Origin of the sequence: Bradyrhizobium sp. WSM3983, assembly GCF_000473045.1 — a bacterium.
GTDB lineage: Bacteria > Pseudomonadota > Alphaproteobacteria > Rhizobiales > Xanthobacteraceae > Bradyrhizobium.
This window is the reverse complement of record NZ_AXAY01000011.1, coordinates 23863-39622: the sequence shown is the minus strand read 5'-3', so window position 1 is coordinate 39622 and position 15760 is coordinate 23863. Positions and strand designations below refer to the sequence as shown.

The window sequence follows — 15760 nt, the reverse complement described above, 5'->3', positions numbered from 1 at the left end:
TGATGCTGCGGAGCGGCGAGTCCGCCGCCTTCCCGACTTCCGCTTGCTGGAAGAGCTGGCCCGTTCGCACGCGAGTGTATCGGATGATGCGATCCGCTCTAGGCGGGTGCTGCGACGGCCTTGTCCGCCAGCCTGAACCGCAGCGTGAACTCGGCACCGCCGCCGGGGAGATTGTCCACTGCAACCGTTGCGGCGTGATCGTCGGCGACGCCGCGCACGATCGAAAGGCCCAAGCCCGCGCCGTCGCTGCGCTGGCGATCCCTGCGCCAGAAGCGCTGGAAGATCAGGTCGCGTTCGGCTTCCGTGACGCCCGGACCGCAATCGCGCACGCGCACCGAACCATCGTCGCCGACCTCGACGTCGACCGAGGTCTCTTTCGCGGTGAACTTGATGGCGTTTTCGGCGAGGTTGAAGACCGCGCGCTGCAGCATCTCGGAATTGCCGTGAATCATCACCGGCGCATCGGCGCCCCGGAGCGCGATGTCCTTGTGCTGCGCGATCGCGAACGGCGCGATCGCGCCCACGACCTCGGCGCAGACGGCGCGCAAGTCGGCGGTCTCACCGGGATCGAGCACCAGCGTGTCGAGCTCAGCGATCTCCAGCAGCTGCGCGACGATCCGGCTCATGCCCTCGATGTCGTCATGCAGCGCCTGCCTTGCCGCGCGGTCGCCAAGCGTCTCGATCCGTGTGCGCAGAATCGCGAGCGGCGTGCGCAATTGGTGGGCGGCGTCGGCCGTGAACTGGCGCTGCACGCGAAAACCGTCCTCGAGGCGGTCCAGCGCCTGGTTGACGGCGGTGACGAGCGGCATGATCTCGCGCGGAATCTGCTCCGTCGGCAGGCGGATGTGCGTACGCGCCGGGCCGATATTGCTGGCTTCCTCGGACGCCTTCCACAGCGGCGCGATCGCGCGGCGGAAGATGATGATATCGATGGCGAGCAGGATCAGCAGAATGGGAATGGTGATCCACCCGACCCGGCGGAAGAAGTTGGACACGATGTCGTCAGTGATGACGTCGCGATGCGACAGGTCTTCGGCCACCTGGATGCGAACCGTGGTGTCGCCGATCGTCTGGGTCACGTCAGCGCCGGAAATCGACTCTGATTCCACGTCACCGGTCTTCTTGTGCGACGAGAACAGCAGGCGGCCGTCGGCGTCTCGGATGTCGTACTGGTAGCGGCCATAGGCTTCCGAATAGAGGCCGCGAAGGCTCTCGGGCAGATTGAACGTCACCTTGCCGTCGGGCCGGACCGCGATACGTTCCGCCAGCGTCTCGGCCTGGGCGCGCATCGCAGCGCGATGCAGCTGGTCGATCTCGGAGTTCAAGAGCCAGAACAGAACCAGTGGCAGGAAGATCGCGACCACCGCGACCGCGATGATGTGCATGAACACGATGCGCGAGATCAGCGATTTGAACGACGGCCTGGTAAACGACCCGGCGGCGGCCACGCTATTTCTCCTCGGCCATCATGTAGCCGACGCCGCGGATGGTGTGGATCACGACCTTGGCGCCATGCTCGGCGAGCTGTTTGCGCAGCCGGGAGACGTACACCTCGACCGCGTTGGAGGCGACCTCGCCCTCGAGCCCGAAGATGTGATCTTCGACGTTCTTCTTCGGCACCACCCGCCCCTGCCGGCGCAGCAGGATCTCCAGCACCGAGGTCTCGCGCGACGAGATGATCCGCGGCTTGTCGTCGACGAAGATCTGGCGGCTTTCGGTGTCGTAGACGAGATTGGCAAGCCGCAGCGAGCGGCCCAGCAGTTGGCCCGGACGGCGCAGGATCGCCTCCAGCCGCGCCACCAGTTCCTCCATCGCGAACGGCTTTGCGAGGTAGTCGTCGGCACCGCTGCGTAAGCCCGTGACGCGGTCCTGCAAGCCGCCGCGCGCCGTCAACACCAGCACCGGCAGCGGCTCCATCTGCCGCCGCAGCTCGCGCAGCACCGACAGGCCGTCGCCGTCGGGCAGGCCGAGGTCGAGGATCATCGCGGCATAGCTGACATTGTGCACCGCCTCGCGCGCCTCCTCGGTGCTCCCGACGATATCGCTCTCATAGCCGGCGGCCGCCAGCCCGCTGGCCACGAGCCGCGAGAGTTCGACATTGTCCTCGACGATCAGAAGGCGCATCGCATGTCCGCCGGATGGGTCCGGTGCAATCACGCGGCTCGCGCCGCATCATCGCTCTCTTCCACCATTCCGGTCGCCTCGGCCAGCGAAAAAAGCACCCCGGCAGGTGGACCGGTCGCTCCGTTCCGTCAGGCTCGTGTAAGGCAATCAGGGCGTGTCTTCACAACGCCGCGAACGTTGTTGGGGGCGCGCCAAGGGCATTGCCGCTTTCCTGCATAAGGGCAGCGGTGCGAACGAATAGCCCCGGAGCCTTCGCTCCGAGGCTTTCGCGACGCCGATGCAGCTCAGCTCTGCGCGTGACGCGCCATGAAGCTGTCGTAGCTGAGCTCGGCAACCTGGAACCACGAATAATCGTTGTTCGAGAAGTTGGTCAGCGATTCATAGACCTTCTTGAAGCTCGGATTGGTGGTGGCAATCTCGCTGTGCAGCTCCTTGGCGGCCTTGAAGGAGGCCTCCATGACCTCGTGCGGGAAGGCGTGCAGCTTTGTACCGCCTGCGAGCAGCCGGCGCAGCGCCTGCGGATTGGCCTGATCATATTTCGCCATCATCCAGTTGTTGGCTAGGTGGCCGGCCTGCTCGAGCGCGCTCTGATAGTATTTCGGTAGGGCGTTCCACTTATCGAGATTGACAAACGTAATCAACATGGGGCCGCCTTCCCACCATCCCGGATAGTAGTAGTGCGGCGCAACCTTGTAGAAGCCGAGCTTCTCGTCGTCATAGGGACCGACCCACTCGGCGGCGTCGATGGTGCCCTTCTCCAACGCTGGATAAATGTCGCCGCCGGCGATCTGCTGCGGGACCGCACCGAGCTTCTGAAGCACACGCCCGGCGAAGCCGCCGATGCGGAACTTCAGTCCCTTGAGGTCATTGACCGTTTTGATCTCCTTGCGGAACCAGCCGCCCATCTGACAGCCGGTATTGCCGGCGAGCAGCGAGGTGACGTTGTAGCTCTTGTAGAACTCGTTGAGGACCTCCCGGCCCCCGCCCAGCATGTACCAGGCCTGGTTGATGCGCATGTTGGGCCCGAACGGCACCGACGAGCCGAAGGTGAAGGTCGGATCCTTGCCGAAGTAATAGTACGAAGCGGTGTGACCGATTTCGCAGGTGCCGTTCTGCACGGCGTCGAGCACTTGCAGTCCGGGGACGATTTCGCCGCCGGCAAATGTCTGGATCTGGAATTTATTGTCGGTCGCCTCGGCGACGGCCTTGGCCATCATCTCGGCGCCGCCATAGAGCGTGTCGAGCGATTTCGGCCAGCTCGTCGGCATGCGCCATTTGATCTCCGGCATCGACTGCGCGATCGCGGGAGCCGCGAGCGTCGCGGCACCCGCCGCACCAAGTCCTGTGACCTTGATGAAGTCTCTTCTCTTCATGGTTTCCTGCCCTGATGGATGGTGATTGAGGGCCTTCTTGTCGAGGCTTGGAGCGCAGCATGGCGCAAGGACCCGGCGAATGCCATCGTGATCGCACTGCGGCAAAGAAAAAGCCCGGCGTGCCGGGGCCAGGCTCCTCGCTGCTTTTTCGAAAGATCAGCCGCGGGCAGATCGCGAAGCTGACAAGGCCGGGAATGCGAGGTCGCGATCCGCTTGGCGGACGATAGAGGCGGCGTGTGTCGAATTTGGTAGATACAACGGGTTTAAGCCGAACAAGGCTCGATGTCTGGTAAGGGGCCAGAAGCTGACTTGGCCGAGTTCGCCATCGACGTCGGCTTCGGGCCAGAAGCGGAAATGGTCCGCGTCTACTCAATGATTCGATCGGCCCGCGCTAAGACACTGTCCGGAATTGTAACGCCAAGCGCCGCGGCCGTTTTCAGATTTACACCAAGCTCGAAAATTACCGGCTGTTCGACTGGGTAATCGGCCGGGTTGGCCCCTTTGAAAATGCGGTCGACGTACTGCGCGACCTTTATGTAGATCGCCTCGATCTTGGGATGATAACTCGCCAGCGCGCCCAGAGGCATGAATGGGCTCGATTGATAGACTGCCGGCAGTTTTGACTTCGCAGCCAAGCCGGGAATGGTTGGTCGCGTCACATCTCCGAGCACAAAGAGGGCATCGCAGCTTTCCCGCTTCATTGTCTCAAAAGCGGCCTCAAGATCGTCGGGCGTCGGAGCCGCTACCTGAATCGCCGATACGCCTAGAGTATTTGCGGCAATTTTGGCCAATTGGTACTGTTCAGGATGCGTTGGATTGTTGGACGTCAATACGGCAATGCGCTTAACCGATGGGACGATCGCGTGGAGGAGTTCGACGGCCTTGCCGACGGAATCGCCCATCATGTTGGCCATGCCGGTAATATTGCCGCCCGGATGGGAGAAGCTCTTGATGAAACCCGATCCAATGGGATCCGTCGCTGGGGCCATGATGATCGGGATGGTCGCCGTTGCGCGTTGGGCTGCAACAATGGCCGGAGTCGTAATGGCAACGATGACGTCGGGATGTAGACCAATCAACTCGGTCAAGAACGCGGGCAAACGTTCAAGCCTTCCCTCGGCGCTCCGGTCGTCTATGATAAGGTTCTGACCTTCGATATAGCCAAGACGCTTCATCTCCGCGCGAAAACATCGAAAACCGCATGATCAGCCGGGTTCGCGAGAGAGCCCGGATACAGATATGCGATCCGCCAAACTTTCTTCGTTGTCTGGCCCGTTGCCAGACTAGGCCAGGACAAAACTGTAGTGCCCAAAATTTGAATGAAGTTGCGTCGCAGCATATCTGCTCCCCGAAGACGACGGAAAGGTCACGCAAGCTGAGCAATCTTTGTCGCAAGAGGTGGCTTTGTACAGAGGGTGTCTTAGCGGGGTGGGACGATGGGGCGCGGCGTCTGCGCCTCCAAGGTCACCTTGTCAAAGGCTACCCTCCATAGCCAGAATGACCTTGAGCCAGAATGACCTTGGTCGGGTCACCTCTATGAAGCCGACATCCCCGCGCTCTGGGCTGAGTTCAGCCACGGGCCAAGGGCGGACGTCCGCGGCGGCTCTCATACGGCGAGAAGCGATCGTCAACGCGGCTCGCGAATGCTAAGAACGCGAGTGACTAGCGCTGCACCGGGGAGGCTCGCGGGTAATGGAAACATCGAAGAGCAGATTGCCTACCGGCGGCTTCGCTCGGCTGGTCCCCGAGTTGGACGTGTTTGATTTGCAGCAGAGCGAGGCGTTCTGGTGCAGGATACTGGGCTTTCAGATCGCATATCAGCGACCTGCAAGCCGCTTCATGCACATAGAGCTGCAAGGCTCTCAGCTCATGTTAAAACAACGAAATGGCAATTGGGAGACTGGGAAACTTGAGCGTCCATTAGGACGCGGGATTAACTTCCAGATGTTCGTTAACTCGGTCGCTCCCCTCGTTGAAGCCTTGAGGAAAGCGAATTGGCCACTTTTCAGAGAGTGTCACGATGCCTGGTACGAGATTGCGGGCGAAGAGCGGGGCAACAGGCAATTTTTGGTGCAGGATCCAGATGGTTACTTGCTCCGTTTCGCAGAAGATCTAGGCAGAAGGTGATCGGTTCGACGACGTCCCTCACGTGCTGCGCGATCATGCGATCTCGTGGGGGCGCATGCCTTGAGGTCACAGGTGATGTCGACTTGGGGTCAAAATCGGCCCTGTCATCGCTCGAATTGGACGCAAGTACGTCTCCAATTGGGGGCAGAGCAGACGTGCTCTGCGCTGCCCTCACATACGGCTCCGGGCCAATAGAAGTCGATGACGCACTCGCAATAGCAGTACAGGTGGACGTCTGAATGGATGGGCAGAGCGGACATGCTCTGCCCATCCATTGCAGGCCGCTTCGGGCCCAATAACCGACATTAACCGGTGGGGCATCCCGAAAGCCGCAAAGAGTTGCACACGTGCGGCGCGAGCGTTTAAAGGGGGAAAGGGGATATCTGCGCCTGAGATATACCGCGGTCACTGCGGCCATGCTCTAGCGGACCATAGCGCCAATTCGGTACAGCAGATGGCGCGGAACTGCGCAAAGCCAAAGAAGTATTAAGGCGCAGTTAGTTCCGCCATGAGTGCCTTAGCGGCACGGAAGTCAGGTGTCTCGTATCCTTCCGTGAACCACCCGTAAATGGAGCCAAGGAGACCTCGCGCCTCGACTACCCTACCCTGGTCGCGCCAAAGCCGAGCCAGACTCATGGCCGCACGCAACTCGAATGACTTGGCGCTCTGGCCCTGTGCAACGTGGAGCGCGGTTTGCAAATACGCCTCGACCTCATCCGGTGAAGCACCACGAATGCGCTGCAATTCGCCACCGAGGCATGCAAGTTCTGCCTCCCACATGTGCTCATTATTGCGTGCAGCGAGGTCCTTTGCTTCAGCGAGAGCAACGAGACCCTTGTCGCCGTCACCCAGTTGCAGGTACGTCGCCGCCAGCATGCACAAGTACCGAACCTCGTACCAACTGGCTCCGAGCCGGTTCCGCTCGTTCAGACTTTGGCGCATGAGCGTCAAGCCACTCTCCACGTTACCTTCCCGTGCCATCGCCCAGCCCCGCAGGATGAGTCCGCTCAACCGCCAGTAGTTCAAGCTGTGTTGATCAGCGAGGTCGATGATAGCGTCCGCGTGCGCATGCGCAGCCGCCACATCACCCATCAGCTCCGCAGGCGCCGCCCCGCCATAGACCTCCATGTGGGCGGTAAGGTTCGTCTGGTTCAACTCCACAGCGTACTCAAACGCCGTGCGGCTCGCCCTCTGCGCCTGCTCGGGGTAGCCAAGGATCCAAAGCACAATCGCCAAGTAGGGTAACGCAGAAGCCTTCGGGTCATGGACATAATGCACAGGCGGCGGCCGATGCGCCTTCGGCTCATAGCGACTCAGAATCGTCTCGAACTCGGAGCGGGCCTTAAGAAAGTCACCGGCGTGCATGGCCGTGAGAGCTGCCAAGCGATGCGCCGCCAACTCCAGTGCCGTGTCCCCGGTGCGCTCGGCGGCGCTACGCGCCTCGGCCGCCAGGCTCTGCATGGCGCCGTAGTCGCCTCTTACAAAATGGAAAATGAACTTGCCGCTGATCGTGGCGAACAAGGCGTCCGCGTCGTCAAGTTCTTTGCAGAGCGCGTGAGCCCTATCGAACGCAGTGCCGAGCTGCGGAGCCGTGTATCCGTGAATGGCGATCAGCGGACCCCCGATTGCCGTCTGCAGCGCGAGTTCCTGGCGATCCCGCTCCGGCCCCTCTCGACAGGACTTGAGCGCCTCTAACCCGCTTGTGAGATGAGTGATCGCTTCGAGATTGGCGGAACGCCCCGCGGCGTTCCGGCCGGCCCGCAGCCAATAGCCGACGGCCCTGTCCGCCAGCCCAGCCTCGGTGAGATGCGAAGCAATCGTCTCCGGCTCTGCCTCCGCACGGACAGGATAAAGCTCTTCGAGAGCAGCGGCAATACGAGCATGGATCTGCTGCCGCTTGCTCCTCAAGAGGCTCTCGTGCGCGATGTCCTGTACCAGCGCATGTTTGAAGCTGTAGCCAATATCCGGCGGAATTCCATGCCGGAATATGAGCTCCGCCTCCAGTAGTTCATTGAGAGCAAGCTGGAGGGCATCCTCATCGAGCGGAGCTACTGCTTTCAGAAGGTCGCGTCCGAACTCTCGGCCAATGCAGGCTGCGATCTGGGCGACTTCCTTCACCGGTGCCAACCGGTCCAGACGAGCCATCAGCGAGTCCTTGAGCGTTGTCGGGATCGCCAGCGGCGGTAACGGACCTATCAGTTCATAGCAGTTGCCCCGCTCCCTAAGGAGCCCGGATTCGAGGACGGTCTTAGTCAGTTCCTCGACAAACAACGGCACGCCATCCGTCTTGGCCAAAATCTGCTCAAGCACCTCCTGTGGAAGCAATCTGCCGCCGGTTATCCGGTTGACCACGGCCGCGCCTTGCCTGCGTCCCAGCCGGCTCAAAAAGAGTGCTGTCACGTGTCCATGTCCCGTCCAGCGCGGAACGAATTCCGGTCGGAAGGTAATAATCATGAGGACCGGGAGGCGCTGCACTTCATCAACAGCCCGGTCGAGGAGTTCGAGCATGGTGGGGTCGGCCCAGTGGACATCCTCGTAAATGGCAAGCAGAGGCTGTCTTGCCGCCAGGCCTCGTACCTGCTCCAAAAGAGCCTGAAACGTTCGCTCCTTCTTCTGGTGTGGACCGAACTTCAGTGGCGGGTATCGGTCGCCTGTCGGGATTGCCAACAGGTCCGCGAGAACGCGTGCGCTCTCATACGCGTCGTCTGTCGCAAGAGCGAGCATCGCCTCGAGCTTATCGAGCTGCTCTTCGGGAAGGTCCTCCCGCCGAATTCCCGCTGCTCGTTCAAGGAGCCCAATGACAGGGTATAGGGCGCTGTTGGTATGGAATGGCGAACAGAAATGGCTCAGGGGTGTGTGCGGAACACCCGCGAGCTGGTCGCGCAGGGCCCGCAGGAGGCGGGATTTGCCGATGCCTGGTTCGCCGCCAAGCAGGACGATCTGTCCCTCTCGCTCTTTCGCCCGCTCCCAGCGATCCAAGAGAAGTGCGAGTTCCTGGTCGCGCCCGACCAGCGCAGTCGTCGACACCCCGTGCTGTGCGTCGAATCGACTCTCCGCCGCGCTCTCACCGATCACCAGCCAGGCTTGCACTGGGCCAGGGAAACCTTTTAGAGGCACTGTGCCGAGATCATGGTACATGAAGGCTTCGCCAATTAGATGGCGCGTTGACTCGGCGATCACAACGCTGCCTGGCTCGGCGAGCCCTTGCAATCGCGCGGCCAGGTTCGGAGTCTCACCGATGACCGCACGCTCGCGGGCCTCGCCTTCTCCGATCAGTTCGCCGACGACCACCAGGCCGGTTGCGATGCCGACGCGAGCGGCAAGCACTGCACCAGCGGGCTCGGCAAGGGCCGCGACCGCCTTAGTCACCCGCATGCCGGCGCGAACGGCACGCTCCGCCTCGTCTTCATGGGCCCGCGGCCAGCCGAAGTACGCGAGCACGCCATCGCCCAGGAACTTGGCTATGTGGCCTTCGAACCGGGTGATCTCGCCTGCCACGGTGTTCTGGTAGGTCTGCATGAGGTCTCGCAGCTCCTCAGGGTCGCGCCCCGAGGCGAGCGCGGTCGAGCCCACCAGATCGACAAACATGACGGTGAGTTGCCGACGGTCAGCATCCGACGGGAGTGCTACCTTCCGCTCTATAGCCGACGCGCGAGCCTCAACAGGGTCGGGAGCATGCGATGAACCGTGTGCGTAAATCGCTTTCAGCACCGTCTTACGCGGGCCGAGTGGCAAGCCAAGTTCCCGCAGGTCGCCGTCGGTCAGCTCTGACAGGATCTCGGGCGTGACTTCGGCATCCTGGAAGGCCTGTATGTAGCGCTCCAGCCCAAGGCCACGAAGCCATTCCGCGATATCCACGCGAAGTCTCCTCGCGAGGCGTCAGGCGGCACACACGGCCAGCTCAGTTGAAGGTATGCAACCTCAGCTTCAGCGAACCGTCCGCCTGACGCTCGAACACGTGGGTGGCGATGCCAGAGAAGCTTGCAGGCTTGCCATCCTTGTCCTTGCCTTTGGCGCTCCAGTTTGCCGTGCCATAGACGACCTTGTCATCGCCACCCGCGTCGATCACCTCAAGTTTGTGGTCCGTTACGCCGTTGGCGTAGAACCCGGCGAAAAACTTCTCGATCGCCGCCGGACCCGACGCCACCTCGTGGGTTGGCGGCAGCACCTTCGCGTTCGGCAAATATAAGGCGACAACGGCCTTCGCGTCGCCCTTGTTGTACGTCGCATCAAATGTTGCGTAAGCCGCCGAGACATCGTGCTGGGGGTCACCGGCGAGGGACCTTACTGGCGCGACTGTGAGCAAACAAAGAGCGAATGCCGCTGCAAGAATCGAGCGCATGAAATCCTCCCTTTTAGATTTGCTTTTGTAAGGGTGTGAAGTTTACCACCACGGTGGTGCACCGTAAAGCGCGGGCTCAACAGCGCGGGCTCAACTGGGCATCGGATCGACGCTCTGCAAGGTCGCGGGCGCGACCTTTCCATCTGGGGTTTCGTTCGGATCGACAAGCACCGATAGCGATTTGTCCCCACACAGATATCCGACAACGACTCCCATCTCAGAAACTCAGGAGAGTTTCTGCATTGCCGAGGGATTTAAAAAGCGCCCGCCGCTATTGGCACGTCGCGTGGGGCGGCGAGTGGGAAATGTTACCGGCATTTATCAGGTTCGATGTCGCAGTTGGGTCACAAGCTGACCTCAGGCGGATAGCCCTCTCAGGTCGACAATGAGCCAAAAGCCGTCGTGTATAGACGGCTCCGGCGAGGGTCACAGGCGGGGTTAGTCCTTACTTGCGGAGGAAGCCAGAAAAGGCAGAAGTGCTAGGAATAAGGTGAGGATCGGCATGGCATAAAGCACGATCAGGGCTGGCACACGCCGATTAGGGCGTGGACTCATAAGCTCGTAGCCAAATCCGAATGGCTGCGAGCTTGATGAACGCAAGGTAGTTGGCCGCGAGTTTGTCATATCGCGTGGCGACCCGCCGACATTGCTTGATCCGGTTGAAGAACCGCTCGACCAGATTGCGTGCACGGTAGAGATAGGGGCTAAAGCAGATGGGATCTTTGCGGTTAGATTTCGGTGGAATATTGGCCCATGCACCGCGCTGACCGGCAAATTCTCTGATCCAATCTGCATCGTATCCACGATCAGCGAGCAACATAGCCCCTGATTTCATATCAGATAGCAGCTCGGTGACGAGCCGATTGTCATGGGCCTCACCGGTCGTCAGTTCGAGGCGAACGGGCAATCCGTTAGTATCGACGCAGGCATGTATTTTGGTCGTTAACCCGCCTCTCGACCGGCCCATCAGCCTTGTTTCGCCACCTCCCGCGCAACCGCCATGCTGGTGGACGCGGACAATTGAAGTGTCGATCATCTGGACGGAGCTATCATGGGCTTCGGCGAAAGCCTCCATGATCAAGTCCCAGATGCCAGCCATTCGCCAACGAACGAACCGGTTGTAGCAGGTCGTGTAGGGCCCAAAGCCCTCCGGCAGATCGCGCGATGGTGCGCCTGACCGCAATATCCAGAAGATGCCGTTGAGGACCCGTCAGTCGTTGACCCTCGGCACGCCGCGCGACTTGTTCGGAAGGAACGGGCTGATGGCAGTCCATTCAAAATCCGTGAGTTCATATCTCATGATTCGAGGCTCCGGTTCGGAAATCTTGAATCACGCCTATCCCGTTCTCCGCAAGGTCGATTTCAGGTCCGAAATGGACCGGAAAAGCGGACATGCAGCAGATATGTCAAAAGCGACACGAATGACCCCAAGCTGACTTCGACGATCACCGCCTGCCGCGAATTGGAGCGACAAGCAATTCAAAATGAATCAAAAAAGTTGCGGCTGTTGCGTCTGTGGGTTTACGTCGCTGCGCGCTTAAGCAGCCGGGCTCGGCGATTCGGAAAGCCAAGGCGCTGACCGAAGCCGACATGCCTGCGGCGCGGTCCATCATCTGCGTCCCCGCAACTCCAGTGCCACCCCTCCAAGTGTCAGCACGAATGCGCAGATTTCCCGGAAACCTAGCGCTTCACCGAGAATCGCAGTGGCAGACAGCGCGCCGACAACCGGGACCAGTAGAAGCCCGGTCGATGCCGTCGCTGCGGGAACACGCTCAAGGGCAGCGAACCACGAGAGATAACAGAGAGCCATGGAACACACCGCCTGGTAGGCGAGCCCGCCTGCTCCAGCGAAGCTCAGCGGCCTGATCTCCGACCCGTTGAGGGTCAAGCCAACGACGATCATTGCCGCCGAACCGAGGCCGATCTGCCACGCGGTTGAGACCATCGGCGGCAGTGGAATAGGCGCCCGGGAGGTGACCGCGCGCCAGGGCGAACAGGATGGCCGCGGCAAGGGCGAGCGCCACGCCCGGAAAGGTTTCGATCCCGCCTCCAAAATTCGCCCCCATAAGGAGGACCAATCCGGCCAGCCCGAGGCACAGGGCGATCACACTTCGCAGCCTGGGGCGCTCCCCAAGGATCGGCCAGGCGAGCAACGTCGCCCAGATCGGCATGGAGTAAGTCAGCAGCGCAGCTTGTGCCACCGTAAGCCACAGCAGCGCCAGGGCTGTGAAGCCCATAGGGGCGAACACATTAGTCGCTGCCCCGAGGGCGAGCCGCGGCGCCAGGCTGCGCGAGGGTAAGAGGTTCTGTCCCCGCACCACCGCGATGATGGCAAGGCCGAGCGCGGCAGCCAGCCCGGCGCAACCGCGGGCGAACAGCGGCGGCCAATCGTGCATGGCGAGCTTCATCATGGGCCAGCCGAGGCCCCAACCAACGGCGGTCGCGACCACAAGCAGCAGGCCCCAAGCGTGCGAGCGAATAGCGCGATTGCATTTGTTCAACGGGGTATTGGGCGTCATTTCGGTCTCTGCTGCAGTTCGGAACATAGTCAGTGCGGCCGCCGCACAGCCGGCCATATTGGGCTTCCCTCGGCCGGTCGGCCCATAGGACGCGGAAAGATTGAGCCGCCCGCCGGTAATGATCGACCGCAGCCGAAGGGTAGCCGCCGGGCGCAGCCTCGCTGGCCCTTGCGTCAGGCGGCCGGTCTCCGCCGCGTCGAATCCGACAAGGCGATAGGTGACGCCCACAAGGGCTACGGTGTTCCCGTCATCCCGCGGACCCTTGGGCGCCTCGATCGCCTCACCGCGCGTCTAGATCGCTTTCGGCCGACACGGCACAAAACCAATCGGAGTGAAAGTGTAAACCGCGTCGCCGTTCTGATTGTAAGCAATCCACTTGATCAAAACGGTGCCTTGAGGCTTGGACTTGGAAGGCGTGAGGTCAACAACTTCGCCTTCGACGAACAGGATATCGCCGGGTCTCACCGGCATCATCCAGCGAAGACCGTCAACTCCGAGACCAATGAGGGGATGAGGACCAAACGGACGAGTTTGAACCGCAAGGCTCATTGCTATGGCAGCGGTGTGCCATCCCGATGCTGCGAGGCCTTTGAAAATCGTTTTTTGCGCAGCGTCATCGTCTAGATGAAACGGCTGCGGATCGAACTTGGCCGCGAACTGCTTGATATCGTGCTCGGAGACTTGGACAGTTCCACTTTTGAAGCGCATTCCCAAAGACAAATCCTCGAACCACTCGATCATCGCCAGTCCCTCAAATCACTGTGGGGCGTGGCCGATTGGTCCCGGCCATCGACCTCGCTTGACGGTATTGTCGCGTATCGCTGCCCGCCGACCCCGCCTCCAAAATTCGCCCCCATAAGGAGGACCAATCCGGCCATGCCGAGGCACAGGGCGATCACACTTCGCAGCCTGGGGCGCTTGCATTTGTTCAACGTCGTAAAAGGGGTATTGGGCGTCATTTCGGTCTCTGCTGCAGCGGAGCCAGTCTCTTTACAAGCCGCATTACGCCCGGCGCGCCGAGACTCGCAGAAATCTTGAAGCCAGCTTTTGCTGCCACCCCCAGCATTTTCTTATTACTAGCAAATGTCTCAGCCGTGATCTGACGAACGCCGGCCTCTGACGCGAAGCGTTCAAGTCTGCCCAAGAGCAGTTTTGCGAGGCCGTTACCCTGCCAGGAGTCGGCTACCGATACTGCAAATTCTGCTGATGAGACGTCGGCCGCCCGCGCATAGCGCGCTTCACCAATCACGACTTCGCAGCCATCGACGAAGACTTCGGCAACGAGCGCGACATGATTGGCATAGTCAACCTGCGTGAATTGCCGCAATAGTTCGGAAGACAGTTCACTGACAGGATGCATGAACCGACTGCACCGCGCGTCAGCGGAGAGACCATGGAAGAACGCGTTCAGGAGTTCCCGATCCTGCGGCAAGACAGGCCGGATAACGACACGTTCGCCAGCAGTCAAACGTAGCACGTCGATCAATTCGGTAGGATAACGCTGGATTTGGTAAGCCATACCTCCATCGCTCGGCGCCCCAAAAATGAGACACGTGGGCGTGCTGTGGGCGAGCAAGTGTCCTTTGCTGTCGGTGAACCGTTCTTCTGGCTTGGCGAGCGCCTCAGCATCGTTCGCATCGAACATGTGTCGGGTAACGCCGGTGTGATCCATTACCATCTGCGTAGGTCCAGCTTATCGATAGGCGTAAGGTCACTGCGGGGTGGCCTAAATCGCGAGTCACGGTCAGCAACGCGTCGATCTCTTGCCATGCTCGGCATCCCCTCCGAAGGTGGAGGCCGCACGTTCGAATCGTGCCGGGTGCGCCACACCGGCAGCTCAGTCGAAATGGAAGCCCAAGAAAAATTGCTCCCTCTGCGACCGACGGCGGAGCCGATAGACGGACACCACTCCGGACGGAGCCGGGTTACGGCGTAGCCGACGACTGCCAATCACGCTTTCGGCCACAGGACCAATTGCGTGTTGCGAAAGTAAGCGATTGCAACGCCATCGGCCTCGCGGCGCACTTCGGCGTCCCACACTTGCGTGGTACGTCCTTTATGTATCGGACGCGCCGTACAGACCACGATGCCCTCGCGTGCCGTTCCGATTAGGTTGCTCTTGAGCTCCACGGTGGTGAAACCACTGGCGCCGGCCGGAAGGCCGCGCAGAGTCCCGTAACCACAGCAGGTGTCAGCGAGTGACGTCACGGTGCCGGCGTGCAGATAGCCATGCCAGGTGGCGTGGGCGCTGCTTACCTCAAGCGTCGCGACAACTTCATCAGCCTCTACTTTACGAAAGCGCATCTCAAGGAGACCGGGGAGATAATCGTCGCCGGCTGCGTTCCAGGCGTCCAGTGTTTCGGGGATCTTGATATCCATTGATCTGCTCTCCTGAATGACGCGCGGCAAGCAACGAGAGCCGTGCACCGAAAAATGTCCTCGATTCCTATGTAGGCCGTTCGAGGATATTATCGCTCCGAAATGCTGGCGCGTTGGGTGCGTAATCCGGACCGCTTCGCCGAGGTTTCTGGCGCTAACGCAGTGGGGCGAAGAACATGTCACCGGCCGAGACGCTCCGGTCGAAATCATTGATCGTCAAGGAAAGCCTCCGCGTGTACGTGAGGAAGCCGAAGCGATAGGCATTCCAACGCTGGCCGCAGCAACGCGGAAGACGCGTCGTAGCATCCTGTTCTCCCGCACGAAGCGACGGAGCGGAATGAGGTGGACTCGGGCGACAGGCGTCGCCGCATCGTTTGCCGCGATCACACCTGTTCGTCGCGATAGCGGCTTCCGAGACGACCGAGCGGCTCGGTCTCGCGTGGCGACGCCACACCCGGGCGGCGTTCAACGAGCAAGGTCAGAATTCCATACCCCACAGACAACGCCGGCCAATCCATACTGCTCTGGCAACTTCACTCATGGTTAGGAAGGAACACACCATGTCAGCTCATCTCCTCATTATCTATCCTATCCCCAAAGACGCCGTGGCGTTTGAGCGCGCCTATCATGACGAGCATCTTTCCTACGCCGGCCCGAGACTCATCGGCGCGACAGGTATCGTCACCAAGCGCGTGGTCGGGCCGGCGTTTGCGCCACCGCCCTACCATTGGATGTCCGATGTAAGCTTTCCGACGATCGATGCACTGAAAAGCTGTGCAACGTCCAAGGGCGGCAAGGAAGCCCTGGAACACGCCGCGTCGATCAGTTCCGGCGGCGCGCCGACGATCGTTGTCGTCACCGACGAGACTTAATACTCGTCCCGACACAATCCAACA

General features: G+C 60.9%; 12 protein-coding genes and 2 pseudogenes. 2 read left to right on the top strand and 12 right to left on the bottom strand.

What is annotated here, in order from left to right:
• Positions 1 to 98: 98 nt before the first annotated feature.
• The 4 genes from YUA_RS0119175 to YUA_RS0119160 form a co-directional block, all read right to left on the bottom strand.
• Positions 99 to 1448 carry an ATP-binding protein gene (locus tag YUA_RS0119175; RefSeq protein WP_027532157.1) on the bottom strand — a complete coding sequence of 450 codons (1350 nt, stop codon included), beginning with the start codon at positions 1446 to 1448 and terminating at the stop codon, positions 99 to 101.
• A 1-nt stretch (position 1449) separates the two neighbouring features.
• Entirely contained in the window at positions 1450 to 2124 is a 675-nt protein-coding gene (locus tag YUA_RS0119170) for a response regulator transcription factor (RefSeq protein ID WP_027532156.1), read from the bottom strand.
• A gap of 284 nt (positions 2125 to 2408) precedes the next feature.
• The gene (locus YUA_RS0119165; protein ID WP_027532155.1) at positions 2409 to 3497 is read right to left on the bottom strand and encodes a TRAP transporter substrate-binding protein; all 1089 of its coding nucleotides are present in this window, start codon (positions 3495 to 3497) and stop codon (positions 2409 to 2411) included.
• A 365-nt stretch (positions 3498 to 3862) separates the two neighbouring features.
• Positions 3863 to 4672 carry an ABC transporter substrate-binding protein gene (locus YUA_RS0119160; RefSeq protein WP_027532154.1) on the bottom strand — a complete coding sequence of 270 codons (810 nt, stop codon included), beginning with the start codon at positions 4670 to 4672 and terminating at the stop codon, positions 3863 to 3865.
• A 517-nt stretch (positions 4673 to 5189) separates the two neighbouring features.
• Between YUA_RS0119160 and YUA_RS0119150 the strand changes: the two genes are divergently transcribed.
• On the top strand, positions 5190 to 5624 hold the full coding sequence (locus tag YUA_RS0119150; protein WP_051383271.1) for a VOC family protein: 435 nt from the start codon (positions 5190 to 5192) through the stop codon (positions 5622 to 5624).
• 486 nt (positions 5625 to 6110) lie between these two features.
• On the opposite strand, the gene YUA_RS0119145 is transcribed toward YUA_RS0119150, so the two are convergent.
• From YUA_RS0119145 to YUA_RS0119110, 8 genes and pseudogenes are all read right to left on the bottom strand, one after another.
• Positions 6111 to 9482 carry an adenylate/guanylate cyclase domain-containing protein gene (locus tag YUA_RS0119145; protein ID WP_027532152.1) on the bottom strand — a complete coding sequence of 1124 codons (3372 nt, stop codon included), beginning with the start codon at positions 9480 to 9482 and terminating at the stop codon, positions 6111 to 6113.
• A gap of 43 nt (positions 9483 to 9525) precedes the next feature.
• Complete coding sequence (locus tag YUA_RS0119140; RefSeq protein WP_027532151.1) at positions 9526 to 9966, bottom strand: nuclear transport factor 2 family protein; 441 nt, start codon at positions 9964 to 9966, stop codon at positions 9526 to 9528.
• 538 nt (positions 9967 to 10504) lie between these two features.
• A pseudogene (locus YUA_RS48400) lies at positions 10505 to 11266 on the bottom strand (IS5 family transposase).
• Positions 11267 to 11575: 309 nt separating this feature from the next.
• Positions 11576 to 11869, bottom strand: a complete 294-nt coding sequence (locus YUA_RS51750) for a DMT family transporter (protein ID WP_245285200.1) — start codon at positions 11867 to 11869, stop codon at positions 11576 to 11578.
• Positions 11870 to 12089: 220 nt separating this feature from the next.
• A pseudogene (locus YUA_RS51745) lies at positions 12090 to 12374 on the bottom strand (EamA family transporter); the annotation flags it as partial.
• Between the two features lie 402 nt (positions 12375 to 12776).
• Positions 12777 to 13232 (bottom strand): MaoC family dehydratase, encoded by a 456-nt coding sequence (locus tag YUA_RS0119120; RefSeq protein WP_027532149.1) that lies wholly within the window; start codon positions 13230 to 13232, stop codon positions 12777 to 12779.
• A 208-nt stretch (positions 13233 to 13440) separates the two neighbouring features.
• Entirely contained in the window at positions 13441 to 14157 is a 717-nt protein-coding gene (locus YUA_RS0119115) for a GNAT family N-acetyltransferase (protein ID WP_198029456.1), read from the bottom strand.
• 278 nt (positions 14158 to 14435) lie between these two features.
• Positions 14436 to 14864, bottom strand: coding sequence for a PaaI family thioesterase (locus tag YUA_RS0119110; protein ID WP_035971276.1), 429 nt, complete (start codon positions 14862 to 14864; stop codon positions 14436 to 14438).
• 560 nt (positions 14865 to 15424) lie between these two features.
• Between YUA_RS0119110 and YUA_RS0119105 the strand changes: the two genes are divergently transcribed.
• Positions 15425 to 15736, top strand: a complete 312-nt coding sequence (locus tag YUA_RS0119105; protein ID WP_035971275.1) for a hypothetical protein — start codon at positions 15425 to 15427, stop codon at positions 15734 to 15736.
• Positions 15737 to 15760: the final 24 nt, after the last annotated feature.